Consider the following 19,362-nt stretch of genomic DNA (forward strand, 5'->3'; position numbering starts at 1 on the left):
TTCCTACCTTTGTTATTGTAATTGGCTGATTCCTTCTTTTACTTGATCCACCATGTTTTGACCAGCTGTTTTAGCATCAACTTGGCCACTTGATAATAATTGTAAGTTATTATTAGCAGGTGTCCACATTGCTTGAATTTCTGGGATATTTGGCATTGGGTTAGCAGTTTTAGCTTGTTCCATAAATGCCTTAGTATAAACATCATCTACAACATAATCCTTATCTACTGGTATTCTATGTCCAGTATTGTAAATAACATCTTGACCCTTAGCAATAAATTCTTCCATTAACTTCCAAGCACTTTCTTGATTCTTAGAATTTGCATTTACAAAACCAACTTGAACTCCCATTAATGGTTGAGGTGCCTTACCTTCTAAAGTAGGAAGTGGAATTATTTCAAAGTTTATTCCGCCATCCTTAGCAGTTTGAACATCCCATGGTCCAGAAATATAGAAGCCAGTTTTTCCCGCTGCAAAATCGCTCTTAGCTATATCAGAATTAATATCAGCAGCCATTAATTTATGTTTATTTACTAAATCGCTTAGGAATTGTAATCCCTTTACAGATCCATCATTTCCAAGCCCTATATCAGTTGGATCTAGTGTACCGTTATTATTTTTATATACATATCCACCATTAGCAGCTAAGAAGGCATATGAGAAATAGAAATTATTTATATCATATTCAAATCCAACTTCCTTAGCCATTTCAACTAATTCTTCCATAGTAGCTGGGTTTGATTTTACTAAATCTTTATTAACAAATAAGGCAGTTGTTTCTTGAGCAAATGGAATAGCATATATCTTTCCATCTAAAGTTACAGAGTCAACTATTGCTTCTGAAGTATATTTATCAGCTGAAACTAATCCTGCAGGAACTTCTGCTGTTATGCCTGCTTTTTGATAAGTACCAAGGTTGTCATGTGGAACTCCTAAAATAATATCTGGACCATTGTCACTTTGTGCTGCTTGTATCATAGCTTGGAAATCACCTTGATCTTCAACAACAGTTACTTCAACATTATTTTCTTCTCCCCATGCTTTAGCTATCTTATCAAATTCTTCAACTTCTTCTGCTGATAAGTGTGACCAGACTGTAAGTGTTGTTTTCTCTCCACTTCCACCTCCATTACTATCTGTGCCAGATTTACCACCACATCCAACTAGTGATGTTGCAGCTAATGCACCTGCAAGTACGACTGCTAATAATTTTGAACGTTTTCCCATAATAAATTCCTCCCATAATTTTTTGTTATATATTTTTTAACCCTTTATTAAGGTTTATTAGCATAATTAATTTGTATTTTTTTACAGGCATCCTTTCCGGTACCGTTTTCGACAAATCCTAAAAAATTTTGTTGAACTTCATTTCTCTCCAATAAAGATATAGTATTTTAAATTCAACAGCATCATTAAAATTAGAAATATCATAATTAATTAATTTTTTTATTTTTTCAATTCTATAAAATAAGGTATTTCTATGGATATATAGCTTGTCTGCTGATTCGCTTATTTTTAATCCTTCATTAAAAAATACTTCAATAGTTTTTATTAAATCTTCATCTAGCTTAGAAAACTTCTCATCATATTCCTTAAAAATTCTATTTGCAAAGCTTTTATCTGAATTTCTAATAATTCTTTCTAATAATAATGAATTTTCCTTATAAACTTTAGATTCTAAATTGTATTTTAAACATATATCAATATTATTTTTTAATGTTTCAAACTTTTCTTTTAGTTCCTTATATTCTTCAATTTTACAGAAGCTTATATAACATTTTCTACCAAATTCTTTTTCTAAAGCAGCATATATTTCATAAATATCTTTATCACTAACATCATTTTTACTTACAATAATTATATATTTATCTTGACTAACTAAAATGCTATCATCATTAAAATATTCTTTCTGTAATAACTTTACAGCTTTTTGATTATCTTTTTCTAAATATATAAGAATTAATTTAAAGGGCTTGTACCTTATTACTTCTTTAATAAGCTCTTCTGAAAATTCCTTTCCCTTAATTAAATCATTTATTATTTCTTCTCTGGATTTAACTGCATTTTTTAGTTCCTGCTCTAAACAGTATTTTAATAAGTTCAAACAATGGCTGTAATTTTCATAAGTTTCTAAGGTTAGTTCTTCTGTTGGTATTTCTAATATACTGCTAATTATTCCTTTGCTTTTACCTTGCAAAAAATCTGCAATAACTGTACCATCCTTTTCGCTTATTTTGAAAGGAATCTGTATTTCATTTCGTATCTTATCAAAAGAATTCCTTAGACCATACATAATCTTCCCCCATAAAAGAATACTATTTTCGGAAACGTTTCCGAAACGTCGAGAAAAATATATAAATTAAATATATTATCTAAAAACATATTTAATTTATATTTAGATTATACATCTGTAATCGTTTTAATTCAATAGTTAAATTACACAAAAGAAATAATATTTTTTGTACAAACTTACAAGAATAAAAATAAAAGGATAACATATCCAGATTTTATATCTTTCTATGTTATCCTAATGTAATTTTTTATTTTATTTGCTAATTGATTTAAGAGTCTTATTCATTTCAATTAACTCAATTGCAAGATCCTTTATTGTTTCTGCAGACATTAATTGGTCTTCTGCATGCATTATTATTAGAGAAAATTCTAATTTATCTCCTTCAGCCTCTTTAGTTATTAAACCTGCATGAGCATGATGTCCGTTAACTAAAAATTCTTTTGCTTCTTCAATCTTTTTTTCTGCATCTTCAAATTTAAAGGCTCTTGCATCTCTTATAGCTTCAATAGCTAAAGATTTTGCCATTCCTACGTTACTTATTATTTCAAATGCTACTAATTCTAGTTCGTTCATAAATTATCCCCTTAATTAATAAATTATTTATTGTCTTATAACAGATTTATTATACGCTTACGTTTGAATTTTCCGCTTCTGCTTGTTTTGCTGCTGCTTTATTAGATGCAATAACGAAAGGTGCATAAACAAGTGTACTAACTGCTAAACAAACAAATCCCATTACAAGTCCCATAATTTCTCCACCTGTTCCAAGGAAAGGAATTAATGGTCCTGGTGTTGTCCAAACAACTCCGTAAGCTATTGGTGGTATTATTTTTAATACAACGATTGCAAAGTAGCCAATTAATATGTTAATTACTGGTACTAATATAAATGGAATTACGAATATTGGATTTAAAACTATTGGTAATCCGAATACTACAGATTCATTAATATTGAATAATCCTGGTGCTATTGATAATTTTGCGATATCTCTTTGATCTCTAGCTTTAGAGAATATAAAGATTGCTATTAATAATCCAAGAGTCATTCCTGATCCACCATAGTTTGCAAATGCATCATTTAATGCCCATGTATTTGGATAAGGAGCTCCCCATGCAGTTAAATTCTCTTGTACGTACTTTATGTTTGCTGCATTTGCTTCTGCGAACATTGTATCTCTAATAGCTGCAACTGTATTAGGTCCATGAATACCCATGATCCATAATAAGTTTGAAACTATTGCTAATACAACTGTTGACCAAATGCTTGATCCAAGCTTAGTTAATGGAGCTTGTAGAACATTATATACTAATGTATGGATACCACCGCCATTTGTAACTTTTAATAATATGAAGTTTGCAATTGAGAAACCGATTGTTACTATCATAATTGGTAGTAAGATCTTAAATGTTCTTGCAACTGCAGGTGGCACTTGTTCTGGCATTTTGATTTCTAACTTTGGAGATTTAGAAAGTCTTGTTAAAACTTCACCAACTATTAAACCTACTATAATTGCAACGAATAATCCTTGTGCACCTAAATATTGAGTTGATAGGTGACCAGCTTGCTCACTGTTTGGATAGATTATAAAGAAAACAGAAAGAGCTGTTAAACCTGTTAATAGGTCGTCCCCACCCATTGTTCTTGAAAGGTTTCTAGCAATTAAAAATACTACTAAGATTGCTAAAATATCTGTAGAACCCTTTAAAACTGGTGAGAATATCGCTTGATAATCTGCTAAATTGGGAATTAAATCTCCTAAATGAATAAGTTTAGCAATAAAACCATTTGGATCTAGTAAAACGAAGTTTAGTAGGATCATTAGTGATCCAGCCATTGTTAGTGGAAATGTTAAGATAAATGCGTCTCTTATGGCACAAACATGCCTTTGAGCGTTTAGTTTGGTTGCTATTGGAACTAAGAATTTCTCAATAGCTCTTGAAAATGCTTCCATAAATTTTCCCCCTTAAATATAATTTTTTATATAAATCTATTGATGTTATTCACCAATAGTTTTAATAACTTGTTCTAAAATAGCTTTTCCATTCATTGTTCCATAAAGCCTCATATCAATAACTTCAACTGGAACTCTTCCTTGAACTAAAGCATCAACTTGTGGTTTTTGGAATCTAACTTGTGGTCCTAAAAGTACCATATCTACTTTATCTATAACGCTTGCTGCCTCTGATACTGGTAAAGCATTTATTTCTATTTCAATACCTTTCTCTTGAGCTGCTGCTTTCATCTTATTTACTAATAAACTTGTTGACATACCCGCTGCACATACTAATAATATATTTTTCATAATTATTTCCTCCTAAAATTATTATTTATTATTATAAATTCATTCCTTACCTAAGCTAACGATTACAATTCCTCGCCATTTGTCTCTATAACCTTCTTATACCAATAAAAACTTTTCTTTTTTATTCTTCTTAAAGTTCTCAGACCTTCTTCATCCCTATCAACATATACAAAGCCATATCTTTTTCTATATCCATTTAACCAGCTTAATAAATCTGTAAAGGACCATGTACAATATCCTAAAAGTTCTACCCCATCAGTTATTGACTGCTTGCAAGCTAAGATATGATCTCTTATATAGTTAATTCTATAGTCGTCATTTATGATATCTCCTGGCTCAACCTTGTCAAACTCTCCAAGACCGTTTTCAGTAACCAGAATTGGCAGTCTATATCTGCTATTTAATCTTCTTATACCTATTCTTAAACCCGTAGGATCTATTTCCCAATCCCAATTAGTTCTTTCTAAATAAGGATTTTTTATTGTTTTAAATAGACCAGGCATTCCATAATCTTCTGATGTTCCTTTTTTACCTGATGTATTTATTTTTTCAAAATTACCTATACCATCTAGAGGATTTTTTTCTACTGTTTCAGAACGATAATAATTAATTCCTATAAAATCAGGCTTTCCTCTTTCAAGTAATTCTAAATCACCATCTTCAATTTCAGGTGCCGTTCCTCTTTTTTCATAGGTACTATAAGCATAAGATGGGTAATGGCCAAAACAATAAACATCTAACCACCAATGACAATTTATATCTTCTGCATTTTCTCTTGCTAGAATATCTTCTGGCTTGCAGGTATGTGCATAGTTTGGAGTTAAAGCAAAGCTTGGTCCTATCATTCCATTTGAAACACATTTTCTAAAAGATTCGATAGCTTTTGCATTTGCTAAGCTGGCAATATGATTTGCCTTAAGCATCCTTTTTTCATCCATCACACCAGGTGGATGTATTCCTAGCTTATACCCTAAAAGCATAAATACATTTTGTTCATTCATAGTTACCCAGTATTTAACTCTATCACCATATCTTTTATAAAGAGTTATGCAATAATTATTAAAGTCGTCTATTATCTCTCTGGATTCCCAACCTCCATAAAGATCTTGAAGGGCTTTTGGTAAATCCCAATGATAGATTGTTATTATTGGCTTAATATCGTTTGCAATTAACTCATCTATTAACTTATCATAAAATTCTAAACCCTTTTCATTTACCTCGCCTCTGCCTTTTGGATAAATCCTACTCCAGGAAATTGAAAATCTATATGCTTTCAAGCCCATTTCTTTCATTAAGGCTACATCTTCTTTAAATCTATGGTAAAAATCCACGGCAATTTTCCCATTGGTATTTTTATAGGTTTTACCAGGAATTTCACTAAATTCATCCCAGATGCTTGGACCTTTTCCATCCTCATCATAAGCTCCTTCAACTTGATATGCTGCAGAAGCACTTCCCCATAAAAAACCATCTTTAAATTTATCTAGTTTTTCATGTATCAAGGTTTTTCCTCCTCTCTGTCTTATGTGTTAATTATATACTAAAGTTTTATCCTTGTAACCATTTTCACCCCTTAAAAAAACAGGGCTTGAAGATTTAAAATTTGTTACCTATTAGTTACAATCTGTTTTTTATATCTGTTACTAAATCACCTAAAATTAGGCTTTCATAGAAATTAAATATAAAAAATCACTAAACTAAAAAAAACAAAAATGGAACTATAATACAAATTTCTTGTAATATAGTTCCATAAATATAAAACTTTTATTAAATTCTTATACTCCTAAAACTTCTAATACATGTTCTAATATTGCTTTTCCATTCATTGTTCCATATAATCTCATATCTATAACCTCAACTGGAATTCTTCCATTTACCATGGCATCAACTTGAGGCTTTTGAAATCTTACTTGTGGTCCTAAAAGAACAATATCTACCTCATCTATTACTCTTGAACATTCAGATACTGGAAGTGCATCTATATTAATTTCAATTCCCTTTTCCTTCGCTGCCGCTTTCATTTTATTTACTAATAAACTTGTTGACATACCTGCTGCACATACTAATAATATTCTTTTCATACTATTCCCCCCTAATATAAATTATAAATAATTTAATAAATATTCTTATATAATATATTACTTTATAATTTAATTATATTACAAAAATAAATTTAGTAAACATTTACACGGATTTTCATTGCTTTATTTTAGTTTATATAATCAATATTTTTCATGCTTAAAATATATGTAGTAAAAATCAAAAAACAATACTTATTTATAATTTCTATATAATCTCCTGCCTATTGCCTCAAGAATATATAATACAGGTATTTGAGTTGTAATATCATAATTTCCTATTTTCTCTTGCTGTACATAATAACTAATATTTAAATCTGAAATTTTAGCTAAAGTTGAATTTTCATTATTTGTAATGCTTATTATTTTGCTGCCTTTTTGCTTTAATTTATTTATATTATCTATAACTTCTGAAGTTTCACCTGATACTGAAATTGCAATACATATATAATTTTCTGAAGTATCTACTGGTAAGGGATAAAAAGGATCATCAATATATATTGATCTTTTGCCTATTACTGAAAAATACCTTGCAGCATATTTAGATAAAATACCTGAAAAACCAATACCTACAAAAATAATATTTTCAGCTTTATTAATTTCATTGCATACTTTGTTTAGCTTATAATTATACTCTTCTGACTGGGACTTTTTTAAAAAATCTATTATCATAGATGTATTATCAGTCAATTCTCTTCTGTTTGATTCTTCTAGATACATTTTAAATTTTAATTTAAATTCTGTGAATCCTTCACAATCTAGCTTTTTGCAAAATCTAAGAATAGTAGTGGTTGAAACATGAGCTTCATTGGCTAACTCCCTGATTCTCATATAAACAACTTTCTCACTATTCTTCATTATATAGTTATAAAGTGACAATTCTAATTCATTTAAACTTTGTATCTTATTATAGCTAAACATTTCTAATCTCCTTTACTCAATTTATAAATAGACCTAAGAGCCTATTTATTGTCTTAAAAGGCTGAAATCAATTAAGACTTCAGCCCCATTAAATTATATCTCTTCTCCCCTTGTTTCAATAACATGTTTATACCAATAATAGGATGCCTTTTTCTTTCTTTCTAAATTATTATTATGGTCAACATATATAAATCCATACTGCTTTTTATATCCATTTAACCAGCTTAATAAATCTATAGCAGACCATGCATAATAACCTTTTATATTTACACCTTCTTTTATAGCATCTTTTACTGCTCTTAAGTGTTTTTCAATAAACTTAATTCTTGGTATATCTACTACTTCCCCCTCTATAATTGGGTCTTCGTCTCCTAGTCCATTTTCTGTTATATATATTTTAACATCGCCATATCTTTCTTTTAATAGCTTTAAACCATCTAAGAAACCTTCAGGTGATATTTCCCATCCCCATTTAGTATATACTTTATCATCCATTCGTACTGTTTTATATACTCCATCGAAGGAAGGATTTCCAGGTGAACCAGTTGAATTTTCTCTAGTTCTTTCTACATTTTCTTGAACATCATTTTTCATAACTCTTTGTGGCTGATAATAGTTTAATCCTATAAAATCATTTTTATCAGCATTTCTTCTTATTATTTCTAATTCTTCAGCTGTCCAATCTATTTTAACTCCAAGCTTTTCAATATGATCTACAACATATTTTGGATACTCTCCCTTAAGAATTGGATCATAGTACCAATAAGTATCTAAATTTCTTGCATGTTCTGTTGCTTTAATATTTTCTTCCTTATCATCAACACTGAAGGCTGGTGAATATACATGAGTTATTCCTATTTCTCCATATTGTTTCAAGGATTTGTATAGCTCAACAGATTTAGCATGAGCTAGGAAAACATTATGAGTAGCTTGGAAATATTTATTCTTATCTCCTACGATTGCTGGTGGATGAGCCCCTGCTAAATATCCTAAGCCACAAAATACTACTGTTTCATTAAAAGTAATCCAATGCTTTACTCTATCTCCAAAAGCTTTAAAACATGTTTCTGCATAATTAACGAAGGCATCAATAGTTGCTTTATTTGTCCATCCACCTTTTTCTTCTAATACTTGAGGCATGTCCCAATGATAAAGTGTAACAAATGGTACAATACCATACTTTAAGCATTCATTAATTACATTATTATAAAATTCTATTCCCTTTGGATTTACTTCACCAGTTCCATTTGGTATAATTCTTGGCCATGATATAGAAAATCTATAAGATTCTAATCCCATATCAGCCATAAGCTTAATATCTTCTTTATATCTATGGTAATGGTCTACTGCTACATCACCATTTGTTCCTTCAAAAGTTTTTCCAGGTATTTTAGAAAATACATCCCAGTTTGAAATACCTTTTCCATCTTCATTCCATGCACCTTCAACTTGATAGGCTGCAGTTGCTGCTCCAAATAAAAAGTCCTTTGCAAATTTCATTTCTACTCCTCCAATTTATAAAAATAAGTTAATTTATTTAGCAGTATTACCAATGCTTCTATTTTATAACTCTTATAGTATAGTAAAGAGCATTACCATATTGAGATTTTTCTTTAAAGACTGCTTTAACATACTTTTCTAATTCATTATCAGCAAGTTCTGTTTCAACTTCATAAATAGTCTTAATTCTATTACTTGCATCAGCTAGCTTAAATTTAACTTTATCATCTTCATAATTATCAAAAAAATCTCTTATAAATTTCATTTGAGCTGCATTTATTTCTATTTTACTCATATTCAAATCCCCCTAAAATGTTTTATATACTAATTTTAAAACATTTTCATAAAAAAAACTTATTTTTATAAATTAATAAAACAAATAATTTATTAAATAACTTGTTTTATTTTTGTAACAGCACGTTATAATATTGTATCATAATTTCTATAAAAAACTCTTGATATTAAAGCATAATATCAAGAGCCCCTTTATTATTTCCATATTTCTTCTGTTATTTCTTTTATTAGCCTAATCTTATTCCATTGTTCTTCCTCAGTTAAAATGTTACCTTCTTCTGTAGACGCAAAGCCGCATTGAGGACTTAAACATATTTGATCTAAATCCAGGTATTTAGTCGCCTCTTCTATTCTTCTTATAATAGTTTCCTTACTTTCAAGTTTTCCTGTTTTAGAGGATACTAGACCTAGTACAACTTGTTTATCTCTTGGAACATATTTTAAAGGTTCAAAACCGCCTGATCTCTCATCGTCAAATTCCAGATAAAAAGCATCTACATTGGCATTAGCAAATAAAATTTCTGCTACTAGATCATAAGGTCCTTCTGAAGCGTATGTTGAATGATAATTCCCTCTACAAACATGAGTAGTGATTATTAAATCTTCTGGTAAATCTTTAATAGCTAAGTTATTTAACTTAAGAAATAAATTTAAAGTATCCTTCACTTGTTCCTCTGTATATCCAAGACGCTTTAGTAAGTTTCTATCGCAGAAAGTTCCCCAAGTACAATCATCTAACTGAATATTTCTGCAGCCTAAATCATAAAAAGCTCTTATAATTTGATTATAAGTTTTTACAATATCATTAATTAAATCTTCTTGATTTTCATATATAAACTTTACATCTGCTATATTTTCTGGTCTTTGTAATTCTAATAATAATTGTGCTGGTGCAGGAATAGTTTGTCTTGCTTCTACTCCCTCTTCATCTGCTAGTTCCTTCAGAAATTTATAATGTTCAAGAAAAGGATGTTCACCAGTAAATTTTATTTTTCCTAAAATTCCAGCAGTTTCGGCTCTAGTTTCTTCCCCCTTAAACTGATAACCTCTTTCTACCTTTTTATATTCAACTCCATGAATACCCCACATAAAATCTAAATGCCACCAGCTTCTTCTGAACTCCCCATCTGTTACAGATTTTAAGCCAGCTGCCTTTTCTTTCTTTACAAGTTCTCTTATAGCCTTATCTTCAATAGCTCTAAGAACTTCCCTAGAAATTTCCCCATTTTCATATTGCTTCCTAGCCTTCTTGAGTTCCTCTGGTCTAAGAAAACTACCAACAATATCATTTCTGTAGGGTACTTGTAATCTCTGTTTTCCTAATAATTCCTTTGTCATAAATAGCCCTCCTTATTTTTTGTCTAGAATATTATACCATATAAATTTATATATAATCTTATCACTATTACACTTTTCATTTTTTGTTAATAAAAAAGTTATGAAAATCTGCTGATTTTACATAACTCTATTTTAAAGATTACACTATAATATTAAGCTCAAAAAACACTTCTAACTCCTAACTCCAAACTCCACACTCCTAACTCCTAACTCCACACTCCTAACTACTAACTCCTAACTCCACACTCCTAACTACTAACTCCACACTCTACACTCCTAACTGAATAAAGTTTTTCTAACTCTTTCTTTGGCATTAATGCTTCAACTAAAAATCCCATTATTATAACTCCTGGAAGATCTATTAAAAATCTCGCCAAGGTAAACTTATATCCTAAAGCTCCAACTTCAAACATTAAGGTAGATATTTTGATTACACACCAAGCATTCATAAAAATAATTATATTCCTAAATCTAACCCCTTTTTTAAGTAGAACTTTTGTAAAAGGAAAGGCTGCATACATAGGGCCAGCAGCAATAGTTCCCATAAGAATGGAAAGAATAATTCCCTTTATTCCCGAATCATATCCCATATATTTCATCATAGTTTCCCTAGGAAGCCACACATCTATAAGTCCTAGTAAAAGCATTATTGGCGGGACTACTGAAATCATCTGTTTTATACTTGAGAAAATTGAGTTTAGAGACTTTAAACCTAGATTTTTATTCCAAATAAAAACTATTAACAATACTAAAAGCATCACTAGAAAAAAGGAATATCTTTTAATCAATTTCTTAATCATAATAATACAATCACCTTCTCAACAAAAAATGCTACTAAAATTGAAAAAATAAAGGCAATTATATTTCTATAAACTGTAGCTCTTTTACCTATATATTTTGCTTCTAAAGGAATTGTTATTAAACCAATTAAGGTTAAAGTTGATACAAGGGCTGCAACTTGCGCCATTCCTGCTCCATTATTTATAAGCATATCAGCTGTAGAAAAAGCTACAAAGGTAGGCATCATAACAATAGTTCCAATTAAGGCTGATAATATTATGCCAAGGAAAGCTGAATTAATTCCTAGTATGCCCCTTATAGTTTCAGGTGTTAGTATGGCAAGAATTAAGCCAACAGAAATAACTATTCCTAAAAACTGTGGCAAAATATTTTCTAAAGATTTCACCCCCTTAATAAAAACCTTTTTAGTTTTATCCTTATCTTTTTTATATGATAATAAAAATAATATAAATGTTGCTGAATAAAGAAAAAAGCAGCTCATTATTTCACTCCAATAACTTTTTAATAATATTATTATATTAATTTTATAAACATTAATGAGATAATTATTAACAGAATTTAATTATAAACAATTGTAAAAACATAAAAATAAAACTCTAACAAACTAATCTGTCAGAGTTTTTGCTATAAAACTTATAAAATTAATCTTACCACTAGGATATTCTTAAATAATACCCTTAATATCCTCTAAATATTTAAACATTTGACTTAAATAAGTATCCATACTGTCAAGATACTTATCAGCCTTAACTGTATCACCTTCATAAAAGGCAGATATAGCTTTACTAGCTGTCTCATGTACCTTTTGATGAGATTCTTCCATCTCCTTAAATTCTTTTAGACTGCTATATTTCTTACCTTCATTTCCATAATACCATCTTCCTAAACGGCAAGATTTAAAATCAGCTAGTTTTTCTGGTTCTAATTTTTCATAGCCTAGGAAAGTATTATAAACCCTCCACTTCCAAACTAAATGATCTGTCTTAAAAATTTCCATCATTGTTTTATCATCTAAGAATTCTCTTTTATTTAAAAATTCTTTTCTAAAACCATGTACATGCTTGCTTGAATTATTTATGTATTCTCCAATACTTTTACTTTTTTCTTCTATAAAATCTGATTCTTTAGCTATTTCTTCTATTCCATTAGTTAAGCTTTCTGTAATAGCATGTTGTTCTTCCATATTTGAAGCAACTTGATTTATAGTTTCGTCTATTTCATTAATAGAATTAGATATATCGTGTATTTGCATTAATGCTTCATTTATAATGCTCTTTCCTGTATCTAATTCCTCTATAGACTTCTCAATTTGACTAGAGGAATTGTCTATTGCTAAATTTAAAGCCTCAATATCCTTCATAACATTTTCCAAGGATATTCTAGTATCTTCAGCAAGTTTTCTTACCTCATCTGCAACTATTGCAAAGCCCCTGCCATTTTCTCCTGCTCTTGCAGCTTCAATAGCAGCATTTAAGGCTAATAGATTTGTTTGATTTGCTATTCCCTTTAATAAAGTTATTACTTGATTTATAGATTTTGTTTTTTCTCTTACTTCATCCATTTCTTTATTTATATTTTTCGCTTTTTCAAAGTATCCAACAATAAAATCCATGGATTTTTCTATTTTTTCCACACCAGCTTCTGCAATTCCAGTAATATCCTGTGTATGATTTGCTACATCCTGTGAAAAACTTGATATTTCTTCACTTGAAGCTATCATTTCTTTAATGCTGTTATAGAAATTATTTACTTGCTCAGTCTGAGTGCTTGTACTTTTTATTATATCTCTTAAAGAATCCATTCTCGTCATTTCTGATAATATAGTATCTAGGCTAAGTAAGTTCTTTACTTTATCTGCCTTTATCTTATCTATAAGTTTATTCCACTTTTTTGAAAGCTCTGCTGATCCTATTTCTTTTTCATCAATATAGATTAATTTTTCATTTAATAAATTATCTATAGCCATTAATAGTATATTTTCATTTATAGTATTAACAGTATTAAATTCAGACTTGCTTTTTTGATTTTTTCTAAACTTTATCATAATTCCTCCAAAGATTGTAAAGTATATAATAAAATTATACAGCATATTAACATAACTTTCTACTTTTAAGTAAACTTTAATATATTTGGAAGGAGATTATGAGCTGTATTTACTAATAAATTTTACTACTCCGTCCTTTTCATTACTCTCTATGACTTTTGTTGCTATCCTTTTTAACTCTTCTGCTCCATTTTCCACAGCATAACATTCATCGGATATCTTAAACATTGGAATATCATTAACATTATCCCCAAAGCTAATAAGTTTATCGCAATTTACATATCTCTCTAGTTCCTTTATTCCATTTGCCTTAGAGGCTTTGCTGCTATAAGCATCTAAATAATAGCCCTCCCCATATATGTCCTTATAATAATCCACATATAAACCTTCTATTAACTTTAGTTCATTATATATAGCTTTTATTTTTTCATAATCATCAAATAATACAAAATTAATTACTTCCATCTCTTCTAGAAGACTATAATAATCATCTATTTTTACAAAGGTCTTTAGTTTTTTCTCACATCTCTCATTATAAAAATCTTTTTCTGGATTATTTATTATTCCTCTATAATAAACAAAAATATGGTTATCTTTTATACCATATAAAAAGCAATTCTTATCATATTTTTTTAAAATATCTAAAACTCCCTTTACTACAGTATCCTCTAACTTATTAATTTTTATATATTCTTGTTTTGCTATATCATAAATTAATACTCCATTCATTAAAACTACTGGGATTTTGATATTAATTCCCTCTAAAATATCTACAACGGTAGCTGGAGTTCTTGCACTAGCAATAGTAAAGTTTACTCCCTGTTCTATTAATCTATTTAATTCTTTTTTTGAATAATCTGATATTTCCTTGTTTTTATTTAATAAGGTCCCATCTAAATCTGAAACAAATAACTCCATACTTTCACACTTCCTATAAATTTTACTTTAGTTATATTATAATCTAATTTTTGATTATAACATAATTCTCTTATTATAAAGATATATAAATTAAAAAGAGGCTGTAAAACAGCCTTTTTTAGTATATACCCTATATTTTCTTTATTCCTTTTGATTATGGGTTCCATCACAATAAGGTGGATTTTTAGTTTTTTTACATCCACATAAATATGTTATTCCATCTTTTTCTGCATCAAAATACATTGGTCCTAAGCCTGTTCCCTTATGACCTTTAAAATCGCAGAATGGTTCTTTTTCTGATTCTCCACATGTACACCAGGCATATTTTTTTCCCTTTTGAAGTTCTACAGTTATTGGTCCGCTAGTAATTGTCTTCTTTTCCATAATCAATCTCCTTTTATCTTTTAATTACCATTTTCCATTAGAAACATGACCTGCTATTTCAGCCTTAGCTCTCTGTTTGATAGTCCATGCTTCATTTTTAGTTTGTTCAAAGGATGTTACGCATTTTGCATCAAGCTCCATCTTTATACCTTCATCGCATAATTGAGCAATTTTAGTAGCTAAATGAATAATTTCTATATGAATATCATTTGTTGGAGTTGATGAATAGATTTTATCAGCTTCTTCCTTGCTTAATTCTACGAATTTATCTTTAGGAACTAAACACTTTGGGCATTTTTCAGGTGCTTCAGTTCCTTCCCACACAAATCCACAAACTGTACATTTAAATAATTTTTTCAATTTTATTACCTCCTTAAAAAATTAACCATATGAAATTAAAAAATAATTTCATATGGTTATTATTTATAAAATTTTTAAAATATATTCTTATTTAAAATTGAGAAGTTCTTTGTAAGGTGCTATATAAAATATAAAATGAATTTAACTAGTATTAGAACAATTAAAAATAAATTGATTTTAATTTATATAATAATAAGTTAATTCCAAAAATTATTAATAATATAAAAATATTTATTTTTAAAACATATTCTTTTGCAAGAAAAATCTCATTGAAATATACACAAAGAAGACTAACTAAAATTGAAATTAATACTACTAAAACTCCTATATTTTTTCTATCTATAAAAAAGACTTTATACTTAAAAGTATTAATAAACTCGATACATACTGCATAAATAATTAAATTAATAAAATATGGAATATTTAAACTTATATCATATTTATCTATAAAAATATTATTATACTCTATTAACACTGAAATAATAAGAAAAATCCCTAGATAATTAATTATTTTATATAAAAAGTTTATAATCCATTCTAACAAGCTCCTTTTAGAAGAGTTTTTTATAAACTCCTTACAAAAGTTAATATAATCATAACCCACGACATCCTCTATCAATAGACCTTGATTCTGAGCTTCGAGAGCCTTTAATAATATCTCATTTAACTTTTCCTTATATATCTTTTCTTTTATATTATTGTTAGATAGATATAATTCTATTTGAGTAAATACCTTTCTATTTTCTTTAGTAAGCTGCTTTCTTAGTTTCTTATATTCCTTATTCAATATCTTCTCCCCCAATAAATTAACATTTAGAAACAATCTAATATATTTATTATATATTAATTTGTATTAAAACCCCAAATTTTTAATAATATTACATAATGATAAAATAAAAAACTCTCCTGCTTTTACACAAGAGAGTTAAATCTATCCCTATACAACTCCACACTACTAACTCCACACTCCTAACTACTAACTCCTAACTCCACACTCCTAACTGTCTAAGGAAATTTTTTCTCCTCTTCTCAGCTTTGCCCTCATATTATTTATTAGCTCATCCATCTTTTCAAGCTCTGCTAATACTGCTTTTTCTTCTTTATCTGTTTCGATTATTTTATGAATTCCACCATTTTTAATTACTATTCTTTTATCTGCTATAAGGGCAAGACTTGGATCATGAGTTGCCATAAGAACTATTTTTTCTTCACTTACTAGAAGATTTAGGGCCCTTTTTCTATCTATACCTGCATTTTCAATTTCATCTATTAAAACTATTGGAGAAGTACTTAATATGGCTGTATCAGCTATCATTAAAGCCCTTGATTGACCTCCGCTTAATCTTGTTATTGGAGTATCTAAATCAAACTTTTCTCCAGCTAATTCATTAGCAGCAGATATTATTTTTTCTATAACTTCCTCTTCATTTTCTATCATTCTGCTCTTAGCATGAAGTTCTAAAAATTCCCTTACTGTAAGATCCATTACAAAATTCATATTTTGAGATAACTGAGCAACCAGCTTATTGCTTGTAGAAAATCTAAGGCTTGGGTCCGCCTTTTCTCCATTTAGTAGAATAGTTCTTCCAGTAGGAGTATCTTTATTAGCAGCCCATTCTATATCTGCAAGAAGCCTGCTCTTTCCTGAACCTGTTGGTCCTACAATTGAAATAATTTCACTTTTTTTAATAACCAGTTCTGTAAAGTTTTCTGGATTACCACTCTTGTCTTTTCCTGCAAGTATGGTAATAGAATCTACTCTTTCTTTATCTAGTCCTAAAAATTCAATCATTTGATTAAGATATAATTCTAAGTCAGCCTTAATTTTATCTATATCTATTGCCCATTCCTCAAGATCTTCTGCTGTAAAATGATTTAAATATTCTTCTAGGCTGTAATCTTTAAAATCCTCCACATCTAACTTATTATTTTCAAAAAAGGATAAAATGAAAGGATATTTGTTTTCCAATTCTCTTATTTTTTGCTTTTCTAATTCCTTTATCTTAATCATTATTATCACCTATTTGTATCTTTCTTACATTTCCCATTTGATATTCTGAGCCTATTCTTGTTTCTCCTAGGCAGTAAGAGCATAAGGCTGAAGGCATTGGGAACTTTAATTGTTTACCCCTAACTGTATCAATATTTAAATTCTCATCATATATCAAAGTGCTAAGTTCATAGGCCCCTTGACCTGTAAGACCATTTACAAAGATAATTATTGCTTGAGGATTTACAGAATTTACCCTTGAGGCAAAAACTTCCCTTTCAGCCTGAGAAACAATGTCTCCCTTTGTAATTACTATAATATCAGCAGTTTTAAGCATTGGACCAATCTTTTTAGGAGTGTTTATTCCACTTAAATTGTCTATTACACATACTGCCTTTATTCCCTTTATATATGGAGAACATCTATTACAAAGACCAGCACTTTCAGTAATTAATAAATCTAGCTTTTCACTTATTCCCCAGTTTACAACTTCTTCAATATTGCTTGCAAAATAGTGATCTGGACATAAAGATCCTGATAGGCCCTTTTTCACTGGAATACCAGCCTTTTCATATAATAGGTCATCATCTGTATAAAGGCAGTCAAATTTAACTACTCCTACAGATAGCCCCCTACTCTTTATTGATTCGATAGTCTTTAATATTACAGAAGTTTTTCCTGAAGATGGAGGACCTGATACATTAACTAAATTCATCTATTATTCCCCCTTAACACTATTGTAGAATATATCTTCACATTTCTTAATTAAGCTTGAAATATCATTTTCCTTGATAAAATCCCAGCCAATCCACATATACCTGTTTTCCTTTGGAAGCATATTATCAACTTCTGGATTAACGCTTGGGAATTTTCCTTGATGGGCTAAAATTTCTCCCACTTCTTTTCCTGCAAAGAAATCAACTATAGGCTTTAATTCTTCCTTCTTTTCTTTCTTAGTAAGCATAAATACCGGGCTTATAATAGCACCTTCCCTTGGCCATACTGCTGTCATTGGGCCGCCTTCTTTAACCATCCAAGTAAAGAAATAAGGCATAATAGTTATTACAGGCTTATCTCCAAGCTTAATATGTGATTTTACCATTTCTGCTGGATGCATGCTTCTCTTTAGATTTCTGGCTAATCTTTTAATACCATCTTCTCCAAATCTTCTAAAGATATTTAGTAAGATAGAATTAAATAAATCTAGGTCCTTCATTGGTAAACTTATACTATTTTCAAATTCATCCTGTAAAATATCTTCCCAGCTTTCAGGTGCCTTTCTTCCTTTTAGCTCATCTTTGTTAACTAAAAATATTGCTGGAACAACTGATAAAATTGAATATTGTCCATTAGGATCCTTTAAATTTATATAATCATTATTAAAGTCCCTATTATAATTTTCTATACCTGTTATATCTTCAAAAAGATTTTCTGCCTTATATTTACCAAATAAATTTTTATCAAAGAATATATCAAAACCTGCTGATATAAACATATCTGGCAGCTTTTCTACAGCATCATTTTTAAGCTCTTCAATTATCCAATCTACTCCCATTGAAGCAGCCTTTAATTCATATTCTAAATTATAAGGTAAATTACTTTCCTTAATAAATTTTTCAAAAGCTTCATTTAAAGGCACTTTAACCGGACAAGGCAATACTCCAGCAATCTTTATATTTTTATTATTGTCCTTCTTTTCCTTAATTTCATCTTCTTCAATTTTTTCTACTAAATTATTAACAAAGCTTTCTAGATTAATTTTCTTTAACTTTAAGGCATTTTCTAAAGTAACTGCCTTTCCAAAGGTCTTTCTGGCATTTTCATCCTTTATATTATCAAAACCTGCAGCAACTAATAAATTAATGGCAGCTGGATATTTTTCTGTAATATCATATAAACTATCTTTTATATTAAAATATTTGTTCTCCATTTTACTTCTCCCCCACAATAAAATATATAAACATTTTACACATTATTTACCAAAAAATCCGTAACTTCCGTTACATTTATTATTTAAAGTTTACAATATTCAATAAAGTAATAATTAAATTTCAGAAACTAGGCAGTAGTTTCATCCTAAATTGTACATTATAAATTATGAATTGTGAATTGCAAAAAAGAGGCTGTATCAGCCTCTTT

The 19,362-nt window shown here is 29.2% G+C and carries 21 protein-coding genes; all 21 read right to left on the bottom strand.

What is annotated here, in order from left to right:
• Positions 1 to 12: 12 nt before the first annotated feature.
• Positions 13 to 1,227: a sugar ABC transporter substrate-binding protein gene (locus BEN51_RS10195; protein WP_119865961.1), complete on the bottom strand. Its 1,215-nt coding sequence runs from the start codon at positions 1,225 to 1,227 to the stop codon at positions 13 to 15.
• A gap of 118 nt (positions 1,228 to 1,345) precedes the next feature.
• Entirely contained in the window at positions 1,346 to 2,293 is a 948-nt protein-coding gene (locus BEN51_RS10200) for a PucR family transcriptional regulator (RefSeq protein ID WP_119865962.1), read from the bottom strand.
• Positions 2,294 to 2,545: 252 nt separating this feature from the next.
• Positions 2,546 to 2,866, bottom strand: coding sequence for a PTS sugar transporter subunit IIA (locus BEN51_RS10205; protein WP_119865963.1), 321 nt, complete (start codon positions 2,864 to 2,866; stop codon positions 2,546 to 2,548).
• Between the two features lie 49 nt (positions 2,867 to 2,915).
• On the bottom strand, positions 2,916 to 4,244 hold the full coding sequence (locus BEN51_RS10210; RefSeq protein WP_119865964.1) for a PTS sugar transporter subunit IIC: 1,329 nt from the start codon (positions 4,242 to 4,244) through the stop codon (positions 2,916 to 2,918).
• A gap of 45 nt (positions 4,245 to 4,289) precedes the next feature.
• The gene (locus BEN51_RS10215; RefSeq protein ID WP_119865965.1) at positions 4,290 to 4,595 is read right to left on the bottom strand and encodes a PTS sugar transporter subunit IIB; all 306 of its coding nucleotides are present in this window, start codon (positions 4,593 to 4,595) and stop codon (positions 4,290 to 4,292) included.
• Positions 4,596 to 4,657: 62 nt separating this feature from the next.
• Positions 4,658 to 6,097 (bottom strand): glycoside hydrolase family 1 protein, encoded by a 1,440-nt coding sequence (locus BEN51_RS10220; RefSeq protein WP_119865966.1) that lies wholly within the window; start codon positions 6,095 to 6,097, stop codon positions 4,658 to 4,660.
• A gap of 273 nt (positions 6,098 to 6,370) precedes the next feature.
• A complete protein-coding gene (locus BEN51_RS10225; RefSeq protein WP_119865967.1) occupies positions 6,371 to 6,676 on the bottom strand; it encodes a PTS sugar transporter subunit IIB in 306 nt (101 codons plus the stop codon).
• Between the two features lie 192 nt (positions 6,677 to 6,868).
• Positions 6,869 to 7,594 carry a MurR/RpiR family transcriptional regulator gene (locus BEN51_RS10230; RefSeq protein WP_119865968.1) on the bottom strand — a complete coding sequence of 242 codons (726 nt, stop codon included), beginning with the start codon at positions 7,592 to 7,594 and terminating at the stop codon, positions 6,869 to 6,871.
• A 93-nt stretch (positions 7,595 to 7,687) separates the two neighbouring features.
• Positions 7,688 to 9,094, bottom strand: a complete 1,407-nt coding sequence (locus BEN51_RS10235; RefSeq protein ID WP_119865969.1) for a GH1 family beta-glucosidase — start codon at positions 9,092 to 9,094, stop codon at positions 7,688 to 7,690.
• A gap of 58 nt (positions 9,095 to 9,152) precedes the next feature.
• Positions 9,153 to 9,389, bottom strand: coding sequence for a hypothetical protein (locus BEN51_RS10240; protein ID WP_119865970.1), 237 nt, complete (start codon positions 9,387 to 9,389; stop codon positions 9,153 to 9,155).
• A gap of 194 nt (positions 9,390 to 9,583) precedes the next feature.
• On the bottom strand, positions 9,584 to 10,726 hold the full coding sequence (locus BEN51_RS10245) for a 5-methyltetrahydropteroyltriglutamate--homocysteine S-methyltransferase (RefSeq protein WP_119865971.1): 1,143 nt from the start codon (positions 10,724 to 10,726) through the stop codon (positions 9,584 to 9,586).
• Between the two features lie 248 nt (positions 10,727 to 10,974).
• Positions 10,975 to 11,526, bottom strand: a complete 552-nt coding sequence (locus tag BEN51_RS10250) for a permease (protein ID WP_119865972.1) — start codon at positions 11,524 to 11,526, stop codon at positions 10,975 to 10,977.
• Entirely contained in the window at positions 11,523 to 12,008 is a 486-nt protein-coding gene (locus BEN51_RS10255) for a permease (RefSeq protein ID WP_119865973.1), read from the bottom strand. Before BEN51_RS10255 ends, BEN51_RS10250 begins: the two co-directional genes overlap by 4 nt.
• 183 nt (positions 12,009 to 12,191) lie before the next feature.
• On the bottom strand, positions 12,192 to 13,571 hold the full coding sequence (locus BEN51_RS10260; RefSeq protein ID WP_164704106.1) for a methyl-accepting chemotaxis protein: 1,380 nt from the start codon (positions 13,569 to 13,571) through the stop codon (positions 12,192 to 12,194).
• A 96-nt stretch (positions 13,572 to 13,667) separates the two neighbouring features.
• Positions 13,668 to 14,489 carry an HAD family hydrolase gene (locus BEN51_RS10265; protein ID WP_119865975.1) on the bottom strand — a complete coding sequence of 274 codons (822 nt, stop codon included), beginning with the start codon at positions 14,487 to 14,489 and terminating at the stop codon, positions 13,668 to 13,670.
• Positions 14,490 to 14,630: 141 nt separating this feature from the next.
• Positions 14,631 to 14,873 (bottom strand): CDGSH iron-sulfur domain-containing protein, encoded by a 243-nt coding sequence (locus tag BEN51_RS10270; RefSeq protein WP_119865976.1) that lies wholly within the window; start codon positions 14,871 to 14,873, stop codon positions 14,631 to 14,633.
• Between the two features lie 24 nt (positions 14,874 to 14,897).
• Positions 14,898 to 15,233 (bottom strand): rubredoxin-like domain-containing protein, encoded by a 336-nt coding sequence (locus tag BEN51_RS10275; protein WP_119865977.1) that lies wholly within the window; start codon positions 15,231 to 15,233, stop codon positions 14,898 to 14,900.
• Between the two features lie 160 nt (positions 15,234 to 15,393).
• Positions 15,394 to 16,020, bottom strand: coding sequence for a hypothetical protein (locus BEN51_RS10280; protein ID WP_119865978.1), 627 nt, complete (start codon positions 16,018 to 16,020; stop codon positions 15,394 to 15,396).
• A gap of 210 nt (positions 16,021 to 16,230) precedes the next feature.
• On the bottom strand, positions 16,231 to 17,244 hold the full coding sequence (locus BEN51_RS10285; protein WP_119865979.1) for an ATP-binding cassette domain-containing protein: 1,014 nt from the start codon (positions 17,242 to 17,244) through the stop codon (positions 16,231 to 16,233).
• Positions 17,237 to 17,938 carry a GTP-binding protein gene (locus BEN51_RS10290; protein WP_119865980.1) on the bottom strand — a complete coding sequence of 234 codons (702 nt, stop codon included), beginning with the start codon at positions 17,936 to 17,938 and terminating at the stop codon, positions 17,237 to 17,239. The genes BEN51_RS10285 and BEN51_RS10290 overlap by 8 nt, the downstream gene beginning before the upstream one ends.
• A gap of 3 nt (positions 17,939 to 17,941) precedes the next feature.
• Positions 17,942 to 19,153, bottom strand: a complete 1,212-nt coding sequence (locus BEN51_RS10295; RefSeq protein WP_119865981.1) for an ABC transporter substrate-binding protein — start codon at positions 19,151 to 19,153, stop codon at positions 17,942 to 17,944.
• Between the last annotated feature and the right edge of the window lie 209 nt (positions 19,154 to 19,362).

Source organism: Clostridium isatidis, from assembly GCF_002285495.1.
Lineage (GTDB): Bacteria > Bacillota > Clostridia > Clostridiales > Clostridiaceae > Clostridium > Clostridium isatidis.

Coding starts and splice junctions, on each gene's coding strand:
- BEN51_RS10195 (WP_119865961.1), bottom strand. CDS start 1,227: ATGGGAAAACGTTCAAAATTATTAGCAGTCGTACTTGCAGGTGCATTA.
- BEN51_RS10200 (WP_119865962.1), bottom strand. CDS start 2,293: ATGTATGGTCTAAGGAATTCTTTTGATAAGATACGAAATGAAATACAG.
- BEN51_RS10205 (WP_119865963.1), bottom strand. CDS start 2,866: ATGAACGAACTAGAATTAGTAGCATTTGAAATAATAAGTAACGTAGGA.
- BEN51_RS10210 (WP_119865964.1), bottom strand. CDS start 4,244: ATGGAAGCATTTTCAAGAGCTATTGAGAAATTCTTAGTTCCAATAGCA.
- BEN51_RS10215 (WP_119865965.1), bottom strand. CDS start 4,595: ATGAAAAATATATTATTAGTATGTGCAGCGGGTATGTCAACAAGTTTA.
- BEN51_RS10225 (WP_119865967.1), bottom strand. CDS start 6,676: ATGAAAAGAATATTATTAGTATGTGCAGCAGGTATGTCAACAAGTTTA.
- BEN51_RS10230 (WP_119865968.1), bottom strand. CDS start 7,594: ATGTTTAGCTATAATAAGATACAAAGTTTAAATGAATTAGAATTGTCA.
- BEN51_RS10235 (WP_119865969.1), bottom strand. CDS start 9,094: ATGAAATTTGCAAAGGACTTTTTATTTGGAGCAGCAACTGCAGCCTAT.
- BEN51_RS10240 (WP_119865970.1), bottom strand. CDS start 9,389: ATGAGTAAAATAGAAATAAATGCAGCTCAAATGAAATTTATAAGAGAT.
- BEN51_RS10245 (WP_119865971.1), bottom strand. CDS start 10,726: ATGACAAAGGAATTATTAGGAAAACAGAGATTACAAGTACCCTACAGA.
- BEN51_RS10250 (WP_119865972.1), bottom strand. CDS start 11,526: ATGATTAAGAAATTGATTAAAAGATATTCCTTTTTTCTAGTGATGCTT.
- BEN51_RS10255 (WP_119865973.1), bottom strand. CDS start 12,008: ATGAGCTGCTTTTTTCTTTATTCAGCAACATTTATATTATTTTTATTA.
- BEN51_RS10260 (WP_164704106.1), bottom strand. CDS start 13,571: ATGATAAAGTTTAGAAAAAATCAAAAAAGCAAGTCTGAATTTAATACT.
- BEN51_RS10265 (WP_119865975.1), bottom strand. CDS start 14,489: ATGGAGTTATTTGTTTCAGATTTAGATGGGACCTTATTAAATAAAAAC.
- BEN51_RS10270 (WP_119865976.1), bottom strand. CDS start 14,873: ATGGAAAAGAAGACAATTACTAGCGGACCAATAACTGTAGAACTTCAA.
- BEN51_RS10285 (WP_119865979.1), bottom strand. CDS start 17,244: ATGATTAAGATAAAGGAATTAGAAAAGCAAAAAATAAGAGAATTGGAA.
- BEN51_RS10290 (WP_119865980.1), bottom strand. CDS start 17,938: ATGAATTTAGTTAATGTATCAGGTCCTCCATCTTCAGGAAAAACTTCT.
- BEN51_RS10295 (WP_119865981.1), bottom strand. CDS start 19,153: ATGGAGAACAAATATTTTAATATAAAAGATAGTTTATATGATATTACA.